This is a genomic window from Hydrogenophaga sp. (genome assembly GCF_030651625.1).
GTDB lineage: Bacteria > Pseudomonadota > Gammaproteobacteria > Burkholderiales > Burkholderiaceae_C > Hydrogenophaga.
Window position 1 is genome coordinate 278,724 of the sequence record NZ_JAUSCF010000024.1, and the last position, 13,978, is coordinate 292,701.

10 protein-coding genes are annotated in these 13,978 nt (G+C 65.6%); 6 read left to right on the top strand and 4 right to left on the bottom strand.

What is annotated here, in order from left to right:
• Window positions 1-20 precede the first annotated feature (20 nt).
• Entirely contained in the window at window positions 21-1,037 is a 1,017-nt protein-coding gene (locus Q7V46_RS12295) for a rhodanese-related sulfurtransferase (RefSeq protein WP_304913833.1), read from the top strand.
• A 95-nt stretch (window positions 1,038-1,132) separates the two neighbouring features.
• Window positions 1,133-1,831, top strand: coding sequence for a haloacid dehalogenase type II (locus Q7V46_RS12300; protein ID WP_304913834.1), 699 nt, complete (start codon window positions 1,133-1,135; stop codon window positions 1,829-1,831).
• Between the two features lie 5 nt (window positions 1,832-1,836).
• On the opposite strand, the gene chrA is transcribed toward Q7V46_RS12300, so the two are convergent.
• The 4 genes from chrA to Q7V46_RS12320 all read right to left on the bottom strand — a co-directional run bounded on the left by chrA (window position 1,837) and on the right by Q7V46_RS12320 (window position 7,371).
• The gene (gene chrA, locus Q7V46_RS12305) at window positions 1,837-3,042 is read right to left on the bottom strand and encodes a chromate efflux transporter (RefSeq protein WP_304913835.1); all 1,206 of its coding nucleotides are present in this window, start codon (window positions 3,040-3,042) and stop codon (window positions 1,837-1,839) included.
• Window positions 3,039-4,187, bottom strand: coding sequence for an FAD-dependent oxidoreductase (locus Q7V46_RS12310; RefSeq protein ID WP_304913836.1), 1,149 nt, complete (start codon window positions 4,185-4,187; stop codon window positions 3,039-3,041). Before Q7V46_RS12310 ends, chrA begins: the two co-directional genes overlap by 4 nt.
• 84 nt (window positions 4,188-4,271) lie before the next feature.
• Window positions 4,272-5,054 carry a DUF3047 domain-containing protein gene (locus Q7V46_RS12315; protein WP_304913837.1) on the bottom strand — a complete coding sequence of 261 codons (783 nt, stop codon included), beginning with the start codon at window positions 5,052-5,054 and terminating at the stop codon, window positions 4,272-4,274.
• 34 nt (window positions 5,055-5,088) lie between these two features.
• Window positions 5,089-7,371: an FAD-dependent oxidoreductase gene (locus Q7V46_RS12320; RefSeq protein ID WP_304913838.1), complete on the bottom strand. Its 2,283-nt coding sequence runs from the start codon at window positions 7,369-7,371 to the stop codon at window positions 5,089-5,091.
• A gap of 64 nt (window positions 7,372-7,435) precedes the next feature.
• Here Q7V46_RS12320 and Q7V46_RS12325 point away from each other — a divergent pair, with 64 nt between their 5' ends.
• The 4 genes from Q7V46_RS12325 (at window position 7,436) to Q7V46_RS12340 (ending at window position 13,718) form a co-directional block, all read left to right on the top strand.
• Window positions 7,436-8,503 (top strand): phosphotransferase, encoded by a 1,068-nt coding sequence (locus Q7V46_RS12325; protein WP_304913839.1) that lies wholly within the window; start codon window positions 7,436-7,438, stop codon window positions 8,501-8,503.
• On the top strand, window positions 8,500-9,852 hold the full coding sequence (locus Q7V46_RS12330; RefSeq protein ID WP_304913840.1) for a TIGR04283 family arsenosugar biosynthesis glycosyltransferase: 1,353 nt from the start codon (window positions 8,500-8,502) through the stop codon (window positions 9,850-9,852). The genes Q7V46_RS12325 and Q7V46_RS12330 overlap by 4 nt, the downstream gene beginning before the upstream one ends.
• Entirely contained in the window at window positions 9,849-10,859 is a 1,011-nt protein-coding gene (locus Q7V46_RS12335; protein WP_304913841.1) for a nucleoside hydrolase, read from the top strand. The genes Q7V46_RS12330 and Q7V46_RS12335 overlap by 4 nt, the downstream gene beginning before the upstream one ends.
• A 102-nt stretch (window positions 10,860-10,961) precedes the next feature.
• The gene (locus Q7V46_RS12340) at window positions 10,962-13,718 is read left to right on the top strand and encodes a cation-transporting P-type ATPase (protein WP_304913842.1); all 2,757 of its coding nucleotides are present in this window, start codon (window positions 10,962-10,964) and stop codon (window positions 13,716-13,718) included.
• Window positions 13,719-13,978 lie beyond the last annotated feature (260 nt).

Sequence of the window (13,978 nt, forward strand, 5' to 3'; positions counted from 1 at the left end):
GCAGGAGGATAATTTCGCCCATGACCCCGCCGACACCCGACTCTGCGCCCAAGGCGTCCCGCTACCTCACCGCTGCGCTCTACAAATTCGTCGACCTGCCCGACTTTCAGGATCTGCGCGACGCCTTGCAGGCCTGCTGTGAGGCGAATGGCGTGAGGGGCACGCTGCTGCTGGCCAGCGAAGGCATCAACGGCACCATCGCCGGCCCCGAAGCCGGTGTGCGCGCGGTGCTGGCCCACCTGCACGCCGATGCTCGACTGGCCGCGCTCGCGCACAAGGAATCGTGGAGTGACAAGCCGCCGTTTTTGCGCATGAAGGTGCGGCTGAAGAAAGAAATCGTGACCCTGCGCGTGCCCGAGCTCGACCCGAACAAGACCGTGGGTCAGTACGTGAAGCCGCAAGACTGGAACCAGTTGCTGGCCGATCCGGAAGTGCTGCTGATCGACACCCGCAACGACTACGAGGTGGCCATCGGCACTTTCGAGGGCGCCATCAACCCGAACATCAAGACCTTCACCGAACTTCCAGCCTGGCTCGATGCACAACCTGAACTGCAAGGTGGGAAGAAGCCCAGGGTTGCGATGTTCTGTACGGGCGGGATCCGCTGCGAAAAATCCACGGCGCTCATGAAAATGCGCGGCTTCGACGAGGTCTACCACCTCGAAGGCGGCATCCTCAAGTACCTGGAAGAAGTGCCTCCCGAACAGAGCACCTGGCAGGGCGAGTGCTTCGTGTTCGACGAACGCGTCAGCGTGGGCCATGGCCTGCAACCCGGCCCGCACGAGTTGTGCCGTTCCTGCCGCTGGCCGCTGAGCGAGGCCGACAAAGCTTCACCGCACTACGTGAAGGGCGTGAGCTGTGCCCATTGCTTTGAGCAGCGCACATCTGAAGAGAAGGCTCGTCTGGCTGAGCGTCAGCGGCAGGTGGAGCTGGCCGAGGCTCGCGGTGAGATTCATGTCGGAGCACGGTTCGAACAACCCCCCGCGCCGCAGCACGAGGATGCACCCCCCGCGCCGCCTCCGGCGTCACCCCCCTGAAAGGGGGGCGCACCCTGTGGCCTGGCGAAGCCAGTTCCACGGGTGCCCTGGATCAAGACCTTTCGCTCCGGCACCTACTTCTAGAATTTGATTTCATGCCTATCTCTCCCACCATCCTCGCCTTCGACATCTTCGGCACCGTGGTCGACTGGCACGGCAGCATCGTGAGCGAGATGCAGGCGCTGTATCCGCAGGTCGATGCCGACGCGTTTGCGCTGGCCTGGCGCGGCGGTTATCAGCCGGCGATGCAGCGGGTGCGTTCAGGCGAACTGGGATGGACGCGCATCGACAGCTTGCACCGCATGATCCTGGACGAATTGCTCCCGAAGTTCGGGCTGTATCACCTGGGTGAGGCCGAGAGGGTCGAACTCAACCGCGCGTGGCACCGGCTCAACCCCTGGCCGGACACGCTGGCGGGGCTCACCCGTCTGCGGACCCGCTTCACCATTTGCACGCTTTCCAACGGCAACATCGGCCTGCTGACGAACATGGCCAAGCGCGCCGGCCTGCCATGGGATTGCATCCTGTCTGCCGAAGTGTTCCGCGCCTACAAGCCAGACCCTGCCACCTACCTGGGCGTGGCGGACACCTTCGATGTGCCGCCTGCTGGTGTGATGCTGGTGGCCGCCCATCAGGATGACCTCGCCGCTGCGCGCGACTGCGGCCTGGCCACGGCTTACATCGAGCGCCCGCTGGAATTCGGTGCGGTGCGTGTCAAGGACGTGTCTCCTGACCCTGACAACACCTGGCACGCGCGCGACCTGGTGCATCTGGCCGAACAGTTGGGCTGTTGAACCTGTCAGCCAAGTCGTGAAAGCGCCCAGCCCGCCAGCGCACAACCCAGTACCACTGCCCACGGCGGCAGCTTCCAGCGCATGAGCGCCATCAGCGCGAGCAGGGCCAGCCCCAGATCGGCAATGCTGTGGATGGCGCTGCTCCACACCGGGTCATACAGCGCCGCCAGCAGGATGCCCACGACCGCCGCGTTCACGCCCATGAGCGCGGCCTGTGCCTTGGGCAGCACCCGCAGCCGTTCCCAGAAGGGCAGAGCGCCCGCAATCAGCAGGAACGATGGCGCAAAAACCGCCAACAGTGCGACGAGGCCGCCCACCCAGCCGCTGGGTGCCGTGCTCATCGACGCACCCAGGAAGGCCGCAAAGGTGAACAGCGGGCCGGGCACCGCCTGGGTGGCGCCATAGCCAGCCAGGAAGGTGTCGTTGTCCACCCAGCCGTTGGGCACCACTTCGGCCTGCAGCAGAGGCAGCACCACGTGGCCTCCGCCAAAGACCAACGAGCCGGCGCGGTAGAAGGCGTCAACGCGCGCCAGTGTCGCATCGGGCACGGCCTGGGCGAGCAGGGGCAGACCTACCAGCAGGATGACGAACAGGGCCAGCCAGAACAGGCCGGTGCGGCGGCGCACGGTCAGCGGCAGCGCGTCGGTGGTGGTTGCCGCAGTGGGCTGGAACAGGATCAGACCCGCTGCGCCAGCCACCATGATCACGCCCACCTGCGCCCACACCGTTGGCAGCAGCAGCACGCCAGCGGCGGCCAGCACCATCATCACCCGTCGCGTGGCGTCCGGACACAGGTGGCGTGCCATGCCCCAGACGGCCTGCGCCACCACGGCCACCGCCACCACCTTCAGTCCGTGCAGCGCGCCGGTCGAGATCATGTCGCCATGTCGCGCCACACCCAGCGCGAACAGAATCAACGCAATGGCCGAGGGCAAAGTGAAGCCCACCCAGGCTGCGAACGCGCCAGCATAGCCACCGCGCGTCAGCCCCAGCGCCATGCCGACCTGGCTGCTGGCTGGACCGGGCAGAAACTGTGCCAGGGCCACGATGTCGGCATAGGAGCGCTCGCTCAGCCAGCGCCGCCGCTCCACGAATTCGGTGCGGAAATAGCCCAGGTGGGCCACCGGGCCGCCAAACGATGTCAGCCCCAGGCGCAGGAACACGAGGAACACCCCCCAGGCGCTGCGGTCGGTGGCAGTCCCGGAAGTCATGCCGGCAGCGTGTATTGGGTGATGAACCCGCGGTCGATGCGATCCTTCCAGTGCCAGGCCCAGCCACCTTCGAGGTGCCAGGGGCCATAGCTGGCGATGGCGTGTCGGGTACCGCAGGACAGCAGGTTGAGCGTGCGCGCTGGTGGCGGATGGGGCTTGAGCGCCTGGCCTTCGTGTGCCGCCAGGAGGTTTGTCGAAAGCGCAGGACCGGCCCGCACGGCGTACACGCCACTCTTGGGGTGGGGTGCATCGCCGCGCGTGGCCACATCGCCGGCGGCGAACACCTCCGGGTGGCTGGTGCTTTGCTGGAAGACGTTGACCAGCACATGGCCCTGATCGGAAAGTGCCAGGCCACTTTCCTGCAGCCATGGGGGTGCGTGGGTGCCCACGGCCAGAATGGGCACGTCGCAGGCGAGCGTGGCGCCATTGGCCAGATGCACGGTTCCTTCAGCGACGCCGGTGCAGGCCTCACGCAGCACCGTGATGCCGCGGCGCTTCAACTGGCGCAAGACGCGCCGGCGCACGCCTTCGGGGTAGTTGTCGACCACCTCCGGCCCGCCCGTGATCAGCGTGAAGCGCGATCCAGGTCGACCCTGTTCCCGTATCGCCTGTTCGGCTGCAAAAAGCAGTTCAACACCGGCCGCGCCCGCGCCGATCATGGCGAGCGACACCGCACGATCGCGCGCAAGCTCCATCACCTGGGGCCACAGGTGCACAAAGCCTTCAATGGGCCGCACGTTGAGCGCGTGGGTGATGGCGCCGGGCATTTCAGCCTCCAGCCGTGCGCGGTCGATCGTGGCGCCGGTGTCGATGGAGAGCAGATCGTAGTTCAGAAGGGGGGGCGTGTCGATGCCTGCACCCGCCACGCTCACCGTGCGGTGCTCAGCGTCCAGGCCCACGCAACGGCCCTGTATCCAGCGCGCACCCGCGGCTTTCATCAAGGGCTCCAGCGCAATGCGCGATTCCTCGGCGGTGTAGTGGCCGGCGACGAAGCCGGGCGTCATGCCGCTGTAGGTCTGGTGGTCGTAGGGAGAGAGCACCGTCACGTCCAGATCGGCGGGGCGGTGTTGGGCCAGACTCGCCAGCACATGCACATGGGCATGGCCGGCGCCGAGCAGAAGGAGTTTTTTGATGCCGTGGTGCATGGCACCGATGTTACGGGCTGTTGCCACCGGGCTTGCCGCACCCCGTGAAGAACCACCGGGTACTGCTCGGGCAGACCGGGCGATTCAGGGCGCTGGCGTGGCCCACTGCAGATCGGCGATCCACGCTGTGCTGCGGCTGGCGGTGTTGTCGCTGTCAGCCCCAATGACGACGGACGTGACCATCGGAACGTCGGTCAGTGCGGTGGCCTTGCCCTGTGGCAGCTCGTCGGCGAACAGGGTGACGAAGTCCTGCGCCACGTTGCGCGACTGCGCCACCCACTGGCCCAGTGGTGCACCCTTGCCCTGCAGGCTGAAGAAGCGCACACGATTGGTGTAGGGGTTGGTGCCCTGCAAGGTGGCTGGCCTGCCACTGTCCCACACGTAGCACACGGTGGCTGCAGGCAGGTTCTCTCCACTCACCCCGCGTGCGATGCGCAGCACGGTGCGCTCCATGAACGGCACGCGGTCCAGCGCGTGGTCGAACATGACACAGACCTTGAGCGCTGCGTCGTCGCCCGACTTGGCCATCAGGTCCGGCGGGGCGGTGCCACCGGTGAGGGGCTGATCCAGCCGCCAGCGCCAGCGCAATGGCTGCGCGGGACCTTTCCAGTCGTTCACCAGTGTGCCGTAGGAGGCGTTGGTGTCCACGCGCAATGCGGACTGACCGTCGATGGCGTCGGCCTGAAACAGGGTGGGGGGGATGTCGGCGTGACGCCTGGGAAAACCCACCACCCGCCAGGCCGGATGAATCGATCCGCTCTCAACGGCCACGAGCGGTGGCAGCGGGCGGTCAACGGGCTGGGCCTGCGCGGCGCAACTGAGCAGCAGAAGCAACGGTGCCCAGAGGGGAGGGGTTGGGAGGGTCATACCGCTGGATTCGACCATGCGCCAGTCGATCGGTTCAGTTCCGTTTCCAGTCATGGTATTTCTTTACCCATTCCAACATCTTTCGCGGCGCGTGCGCGCGCTTCCATTCGCCTGCTGCGTACTTGTTGGCCTCGGCCAGCGTGGGGTATGTGTGGATGGTGCCCAGCACCTTGTTGAGCCCCAGGCCATGCTTCATGGCCATCACGTACTCCGCCAACAGGTCGCCCGCGTGTGTGCCCACGATGGTCACGCCCAGGATGGTGTCTTTCCCCGGCACGGTGAGCACCTTCACGAAGCCGTGGGCCTCGCTGTCGGCGATGGCGCGGTCGAGGTCGTCAATGCCGTACTTCGTCACTTCGAAAGGAACGCCCTTTTCTTGCGCCTCCTGCTCGTTCAAGCCCACGCGCGCCACCTCGGGGTCGATGAAGGTGGCCCAGGGAATCACGGAATAGTCGGCCTTGAACATCTTCCATTCGCCGAACAGGGCGTTCACGGCCGCGTACCAGGCCTGGTGCGCAGCCACATGGGTGAGCTGGTAGGGGCCCGCCACGTCGCCAGCGGCGTAGATGTTGGGGTAGAGCGTTTGCAGGTATTCGTTGGTGTCCACCGTGCGGTTGGTGGGAATGCCCAGCTCTTCCAGACCATAGCCGGTGAGACGCGCGCTGCGGCCCACGGCGCAGATCAGCTGGTCAAAAGCGATGTGAAGCGCCACGCCTTCGTGTTCAACCACCAGGATCTTTTCTCCGTCCACGCGTTCGCAGCGCAGCGCCTTGTGGTTTGTGAGCACGCTCACGCCGTCGGCTTCCAGTGCCGACTGCGCCAGTTCACTCACTTCCTCGTCTTCGCGAATCATGATGCGCGCCGCCATCTCCACCTGGGTCACCTGCGCGCCCAGGCGCGCAAAGCTCTGCGCCAGCTCGCAGCCAATCGGACCGCCACCCAGCACCACCAGCCGCTGTGGAATCTCGTCGAACTGGCCAAAGGTCTCCCACAGGGTGTCGCTGGTCACATAGCCCACGTCTTCCAGGCCAGGCAGGGGCGGTACAAAGGGTTGGGCACCGGCGGCGATCACGACGCTGCGCGTGGTCAGGGTCTGCGTGCCGCCGTCGTTGAGCGCGATCTGCACCGTCCAGGGGTTGATCAGCTTGGCGTATCCCTGCAAAACCTCCACGCCCAGGCCGGTGTAGCGCTCGATGCTGTCATGCGGTTCGATCGCACGGATCACGTCCTGGACGCGCTGCATCACAGCCTTGAAGCTGAATGTGGGTGTGGTGTCTGACAGGCCATATTTCGACGCGTGCCGCATCTGGTGCGCGAGCTTGGCGCTCTTGATCAGCGCCTTGCTGGGCACACAACCGTAGTTGAGACAGTCTCCACCCATCTTGTGGGCCTCGATGAGTGTGACCTTGGCTTTGACCGTCGCGGCGATGTAGGCACTAACCAGCCCGCCCGCCCCCGCACCGATCACGATCAGGTTGCGGTCGAATGATTGGGGTCGCACGCTGGCCCAGCGCGCGTACACCTTGCGCTTCTGCACCGCACTCACGATCTTGCGTGCGATCAGCGGGAACAAGCCTAGCAGCACAAACGAACCCAGCAGCGCAGGGCTCAGAATCCCTTGGAGCGAATCGATCTGCGCCAGCTGCGTGCCTGCGTTCACATACACCAGGGTGCCGGCGAGCATGCCGATCTGGCTCACGCCATAGAAGACGGCTGTCTTCATTTGGGTCAGGCCCATCAGCAGATTGATCGCGAAGAACGGCACCACCGGGATCAGGCGCAGCGTGAACAGGTAGAACGCGCCTTCCCTTTCCACACCCTTGTTGATTTCGGCCAGCCGGTTGCCGAACTTCGCCTCCACGCTGCTGCGCAACGCATAGCGCGACACCAGAAACGCCAGCGTGGCACCGATGCTGGAGGCGAACGACACGATCAAAGTACCCCACCACAGGCCGAACAAGGCACCACCGGCGAGCGTGATGATGGTGGCCCCGGGAAGCGACAGTGCGGTCGCGGCCACGTAGACAAGGAAGTAGATTCCCACCACCTGCACAGGCTTTTGCGCGTACAGATCGGCAAAGCTCGCCTGACTTTCCTTGAGGTAAGCCAGGCTGAGAAATCGACCCAGGTCCAGGGCGAAGAAGGCAAACACGCCCAGCAACACCACAGTCAACAGCAAGACCTTGCGAAGATTCACGACAACTCCCAGTGGATCGATGCCGATGAGTCGCAACGATGCGGCGATTCTTACATTGCCCGTGTCCCTGCGCCGGTTGTGCAGGTCGTTCACCCCATGGCCCGCTTCAACCCGGATCATCGCCGGTCACCAGCACTTGCGACACACTTGACCCATCCTCCATCACCAACGCAACCCACGCTGCATGTCGTCCGCCTTCCATTTCCAGCCGCTTTGCGCGCACTTGCATCAGGCGCTGCGCGAGGCTTCCCATCCGCTGGCCGATGCCAGGCTCGTGCCTTTGCCTGACAAGGGCCTGGCCCACGACCATGTGCGGCTGGTGGACACTGGCGTGCTGGCTCGGGTGCCGAAGCAAAGCCAGATGGGGCTGGCGGCGCGCGACAACCTGTCCTACCAGTGCGCTTGTTTCGAGCGGGCTTCAGCCAGCGGCCATACCCCTCGTTTGCACGGCTGGTTTGCGCCCTCCGATCATTTGCCGCGAGGCGCTTTGCTGGTCGAAGAGATCATCGGCAGATCAGCCCTTTTGCCACAAGACCTCGACGCCATCGCAGACGCAATGGCCGCCTGGCATCGCCTTCCCCTGCCTGCCAAAGCCGTCCGTGCGCCTTTGCTCAATGCGGATGATCCCCTGCGCGCCCTGGTGACAGAAATCGAGACCCAGGCTGCCCACTTGCCATCAGCTGCCATGGATGCCTCGGTGTCGCAGGCCATCCAGTCGCAGCTCACTCAACTGCGGCGTTTGTGCGAGCAAGGCGAACGCCCCGCGCGGCGCCTGATCGCCTTTGACGGTCACCCGGGCAATTTTCTGGTGCGTGCCGACGGGTCTGCCGTGCTCGTCGACCTGGAGAAATGCCGCTACAGCTACCCCGCGCTGGACCTGGCCCATGCCACGCTCTACACCTCCACCACCTGGGACGCTGATTCGCATGCGGTGCTCACGCCAGACGAGACCATCGGTTTCTATCGGCGATGGACGCAAGCGGTGGGCGATACCGTGCCCGACGCCCAGACCTGGCACGTGCCGCTGCGCCGCGCCATGTGGTTGTGGTCGGTGACCTGGTGTGCCAAGTGGCGTGTGCTGTCCGGGCAAGCCAGTGTGGCAGGGGCCGACGGCGAAGACTGGTCGACAGAGTGCAGCGAAGCGGCACTGGTGGCCCATGTGCGCGATCGGGTGGACCACTACCTGGGCAAGACGGTGGTGCGGCAGATGCTCGACGAGTTCGATGTGTTGGAGCGCGAGTTGCGCCCATGAAGCTCGCGATCGTGCTGCCGGTGCTGAACGAAGGTGCCTTGCTGGCCACGCGCCTGCATGGCCTGGCTGGTCTGCGCGCGCGGGGTGCGCGGGTGGTGGTGGCCGATGGTGGCAGCCACGACGACACGCTGGCCATTGCGCATCCGCTGGCCGACGCGGTGGTGAGCGCGCCACGTGGCCGAGCTGCCCAGATGAACGTCGGTGCCTATGTCGCTGCCCGGATCGGATGCGACACTTTGTTGTTCCTGCATGCGGACACGGTGCTGCCACCGGATGCCGGTGCGCTGATCCAACAAGCACTTGCGCGTGGCGGAGGCTGGGGTCGCTTCGACGTGCGCATCGAGGGCCACCACCCCTTGCTGGGCATGGTGGCCGCGTTCATGAATGCGCGATCCCGTCTCACCGGCATTGCCACCGGCGACCAGGCGGTGTTCGTGCAGCGCCGCTTGTTCGAATCCCTGGGTGGTTTCGCTCCCATCACTTTGATGGAAGACGTGGAACTCAGCAGCCGCTTGCGCCGCGTATCGCCACCGGCCTGCCTCGCTGCACACGTCACCACGTCTGGCCGCCGTTGGGACACGAATGGCTTCTGGCGCACCTTGGGCCTGATGTGGCGGTTGCGCGCTGCCTATGCGCTGGGCGCTGACCCTGCAACGCTTGCAAGGCGCTATGGTTATCACACGCGGGCTGGCGCAGCGGTGGCGGTGATGGCCAAGGCGCCGGTGGCGGGGCTGGCCAAGACACGGTTGATACCCTTGCTGGGGGCGACCGGTGCGGCTCGCGCACAGCGACGTTTCGCCTTGCAGGCCATGGCCACGGTGCGCCATGCCGCCACCGGGCCGCTCACGGTGTGGTGTGCGCCCGATGCACGACACCGCTTTTTCCGGAGCTTGCAGAACCGCCGTGGTGTGGCGTGTCTGGCGCAGCCGGCGGGCGACCTGGGGGAACGAATGTCTGTCGCAATGAAGACCCACTTTCAGGATCACTCACGTTTGCCCCTGCTCATTGTGGGCACTGACTGCCCGGCGCTCATGCCCTCGCATCTGCAGGAGGCGGCTGACGCATTGCAGGCCCACGACGCTGTGGTGATCCCGGCGGAAGACGGCGGCTATGTGCTGATCGGCCTCGCCAGACCCCTGCCCAAGGTGTTCGAACGCGTGGACTGGAGCACCGACCGAGTGCTTGCACAGACCCGGGAACGCCTGAGAGAAGCTGAAGCCAACTGGCATGAAATGCCCACCCTCTGGGACGTGGACGAGCCCGCCGACTGGCAGCGCTGGCAGGCCATTCATGCAACAGGCGCCTCTCCCACCGAACCCGAATTCGGTCCTCCTGACCATCGAACATGAAAACTGCCTCACACCGTTCCACCACCTGGTACCAGCAACGTCTCGCACCTCCTGCTGGCCCGGTTCGCGTCGTCATCGACACCGACGCGGCCAACGAGATCGACGACCAGTTCGCCATCGCCTGGGCCATGTGCCGGCCGGACAGGCTCCGGGTGGCTGGCCTGTACGCCGCGCCGTTCTCCTTCGCTCACCGCCGATCCATCCTGCCCCTCGCGTCAGCCGATGATCCGGCCTTCGCGCCTCCCGGGGTGGGCATGGCGCGCAGCTTCGACGAGATCCACAGGGTGCTCGACCTGCTGGGCGACCCGGTCAGTGTGGCGGCGAAGGCGCAGGTATGCCGGGGCAGCGAGGGCTACCTGTCAGGGCCTGGGCAGCCGCTGCACAGCGCCGCTGTGGATCACCTGATCGCCACCGCACGCGAACACGCCGCCGACGGGCCGCCGCTTTATGTGATGGCCCTGGGCTGTGTGACCAACATCGCCAGCGCGCTCATGCTGGCGCCCGATCTGATCGACCGCATCGTCGTGGTGTGGACCAGCGGCTACCCCAGCCACGCTCCCTGGCCCAACACCAGCCTCAACCTGGAGCAAGACCTGTGGGCCAGTCAGTGGCTGTTCGACTGCGGCGTGCCGCTGGTCTACCTGCCCGGCTACCACGTGGGCGCCCAGCTTCGTTTGTCGCTGCCAGAGATGCAGCGCCACGTGCAGGGGCGAGGCGCCATCGGCGACGAGCTGTACCGGCTCTACACGCACAACCCGCTGTGGGCCATCCTGGGCCAGACCGGTGCGGAGCCTTACAGCTGGGTGATCTGGGACATCATTTGCGTGGCCTGGCTGCTCAACCCCGACTGGGTGCCGAGCGGTCTTGTGGACACACCCCGACTGGGCGACGACCTGCGCTGGTTGGCCGATGCGACAAGCCTACCCATGCGCGAGGCCTACGCGGTGCAGCGTGATGCCATCTTCTCTGCGTTCTTCGCGCAGGCGCTGGGCGATGGCGGTTCATGACAAAAGTGCATGCCGAGATCGAAGCGAACGTATCCTTGCGGCAGGTCAACGCTGAAGCCTGAAAAGGTGGAAGACCTGCGCAGCGTCAGTTAAGGTTCGTCCATGGCGCATTCTTCACACACATCACAGTCGAACCAGACCTCGTCATCCGGAACCTCTCCAGGGCAGGATGCCAAGGCATGGCACACGTTGACACCTGAGAAGGCTGTGCAGGCGTTGGAGGCTTCCCCTGATGGCCTGTCGACGGACGAAGCCCGACAGCGTCAACAGCAGTACGGAGCCAACCGGCTCGATGCCGTGGCGCCGCCGCAGCTGTGGCGTCGCGTGGCCGCGCAGTTTCACAACCTGCTGATCTACGTGCTCATGGCCGCTGCCGCCACGACCGCTCTGATCGGGCACGGTCTCGACGCCGCAGTGATCATGGCCGTGGTGCTGCTCAATGTAGGCATTGGCGTATTGCAGGAGGGCAAAGCCGAGAAGGCGCTGCAGGCCATCCGCCATTTGCTGGCACCCCATGCCATGGTGTTGCGCGACGGACGCACCAACGAGATTGACGCCGCTGATCTGGTGCCCGGTGATGTGGTGCAGCTGGCATCAGGTGATAGCGTGCCAGCCGACGTCCGCCTGCTGAGGGTGCACAACTTGCGGGTGGATGAATCCGCGCTCACTGGCGAATCCATGCCGGTGGACAAAGCGCTGGCCGAGGTGGAAACCGACGCCGCCCTGGGTGACCGCCTGTGCATGGCCTACGCCGGCACGCTGGTCACGCAGGGGCAGGCGCGCGCACTGGTGGTGGCCACGGGCGCGGCGACCGAGATGGGTCGTATCGGGCATCTGCTCACCACCGTGGAGCAGACCACCACACCGCTGGTGCGCCAGATGACCCAGCTCGCTCGCTGGATCACGCTGGCCGTGATGGGCGCAGCGGCAGCCCTGTTTGCTTACGGCACTGCCGTGCGTGGCCTGCCGATGGCCGAGATGTTCATGACCGCCGTGGGGTTGGCCGTGGCCGCGATTCCCGAAGGCCTGCCCGCCATCATGTCCATCACACTGGCCATCGGTGTGCAACGCATGGCCTCACGGCACGCCGTGGTGCGACGCCTGCCGGCGGTGGAGACCCTGGGTTCGGTCACGGTGATCTGTTCGGACAAGACCGGCACGCTCACCCGCAACGAAATGACGGTGCAGCAGGTGGTGCTGGCTGGCCAGACCATTGAGGTGGCAGGTGCGGGTTACGCGCCGGAAGGCGCACTGCAAAGGGGCGACCATCATCTGCAGTCTGCCGAGTTGTTCCGCGAAGCTCCCGCGCTGCTTGCACTGGCCGAGGCCGCTGCACTGTGCAACGACGCCAGCCTGCACCGCGAGTCGCCCGACGGCGGCTGGCAGCTGGCAGGGGACCCGACCGAGGGGGCGCTGCTCACCCTGGCCATGAAGGCGGGTATCGACCCGCAGGAACTGGCACGCGACCGGCCTCGCGTGAACGTGATTCCCTTCGAATCCGAACATCGATACATGGCCACGTTGCACCGCGATGCCGATGGCTGTGTCGCTCTGCTCAAAGGTGCACCTGAACGTGTGCTGGCCATGTGCGAGTCCCAGCTCACAGCCGATGGAGCAGTCGAACCCATGGACGCCGACGCCTGGGAGCAAGCGATCGATGCCCAGGCGCGTGCCGGTCGCCGTGTGCTGGCACTGGCTCGCAAGCCGGGGATGGACGAGACGAGCTTTGGTCCCGACGACGTGGCCCGGGGACTCACGCTGATGGGGCTGGTGGGCATCATCGATCCGCCACGCGACGAGGCGGTGCGCGCCGTGGCGCAGTGCCGCGCAGCAGGCATTCGCGTGAAGATGATCACCGGTGATCATGGTGTGACCGCCAGCGCCATCGCCGGGCAACTCGGCATGGGCGAGGGCCTGCGCGCCGTCACTGGCCCGGAGATCGGCGCCGCCAGCGACGCTGCCCTGCAGCAGCTGGTGCTGGAGGTGGACGTGTTTGCCCGCGCCAGCCCGGAACACAAGTTGCGCCTGGTGCGTGCCTTGCAAGCTCAGGGTGAGGTGGTGGCCATGACCGGCGACGGGGTGAATGACGCACCCGCGCTCAAGCAGGCCGACGTGGGTGTGGCCATGGGCCGCAAGGGCACCGAGGCCGCCAAACAGGCCGGTGCGGTCGTGCTGGCAGACGACAACTTTGCCTCCATTGCACACGCGGTGGAAGAGGGGCGCACCGTCTACGACAACCTGCGCAAGACCGTGACCTTCCTGCTGCCGATCAATGGAGGCGAGTCGCTGTCTTTGCTGGCCGCCGTTCTGTTCGGCCTGGCGCTGCCCATCCTGCCGGCTCAGATCCTGTGGGTCAACATGGTGAGCTCGGTCGCGCTGGCCATGGTGCTGGCGTTCGAGCCCACCGAACCCGACGTCATGCGCAGGCCCCCACGCTCACCCACCGAACCCATGCTGTCGCCTTTTGTGATCTGGCGCGTGGGGCTGGTGTCGATATTGTTCCTGTTCGGCATCTTCGGTTCGTACCGCTGGGCGCTGGCTTCTGGCGCCGAGGTGGAGACGGCGCGCACCATGGCGGTCAATGCCCTGGTTTCCATGGAGGTGTTCTACCTGTTCAGCGTGCGCTTCCTGAAGTCGCCGTCGTTCACCTGGGTGGGCGTGCAGGGCACACCACGCGTGCTGGCTGCGGTGGCGGGTGTGGTGGTGTTGCAGGCGCTGTTCACCTATGCGCCTTTCATGCAGATCTTGTTCAACACCCGCGCGCTCAGCCTGCAGCAGTTGCTGGTGTGTGCGGGCATTGGGGTGGCGGTGCTGGTGGTGCTGGAGGTGGAGAAGGCTGTGCTTCGGCGAACTCACTGAGGGCTTCTTCTTGCTCCCTCCCCCGCTGGGGGAGGGAGGGCTGGGGTGGGGCCCTCTCCGCGCATTCGCCTTTTGTCTCCGGAAGCATGGTTTGGCCGGGTCTCGGCCCGGCGGCCGACCTACCTTTCTTTGCGTCGCCAAAGAAACGTAAGCCAAAGAAAGACGAGCCGGATGCGCTGTCCCTTCGCTTCGCTACGGGCACACTGCGTTGCTCGGTCCGGGCGGGGTGCGCGCAAACTCGCTTCGCTCAAACATGCGCG

Bases quoted from the DNA above. Each gene is read 5' to 3' on its own strand.
- Q7V46_RS12325 (WP_304913839.1), top strand. From the start codon at position 7,436: ATGTCGTCCGCCTTCCATTTCCAGCCGCTTTGCGCGCACTTGCATCAG.
- chrA (WP_304913835.1), bottom strand. From the start codon at position 3,042: ATGACTTCCGGGACTGCCACCGACCGCAGCGCCTGGGGGGTGTTCCTC.
- Q7V46_RS12340 (WP_304913842.1), top strand. From the start codon at position 10,962: ATGGCGCATTCTTCACACACATCACAGTCGAACCAGACCTCGTCATCC.
- Q7V46_RS12310 (WP_304913836.1), bottom strand. From the start codon at position 4,187: ATGCACCACGGCATCAAAAAACTCCTTCTGCTCGGCGCCGGCCATGCC.
- Q7V46_RS12335 (WP_304913841.1), top strand. From the start codon at position 9,849: ATGAAAACTGCCTCACACCGTTCCACCACCTGGTACCAGCAACGTCTC.
- Q7V46_RS12295 (WP_304913833.1), top strand. From the start codon at position 21: ATGACCCCGCCGACACCCGACTCTGCGCCCAAGGCGTCCCGCTACCTC.
- Q7V46_RS12300 (WP_304913834.1), top strand. From the start codon at position 1,133: ATGCCTATCTCTCCCACCATCCTCGCCTTCGACATCTTCGGCACCGTG.
- Q7V46_RS12320 (WP_304913838.1), bottom strand. From the start codon at position 7,371: ATGATCCGGGTTGAAGCGGGCCATGGGGTGAACGACCTGCACAACCGG.
- Q7V46_RS12330 (WP_304913840.1), top strand. From the start codon at position 8,500: ATGAAGCTCGCGATCGTGCTGCCGGTGCTGAACGAAGGTGCCTTGCTG.
- Q7V46_RS12315 (WP_304913837.1), bottom strand. From the start codon at position 5,054: ATGACCCTCCCAACCCCTCCCCTCTGGGCACCGTTGCTTCTGCTGCTC.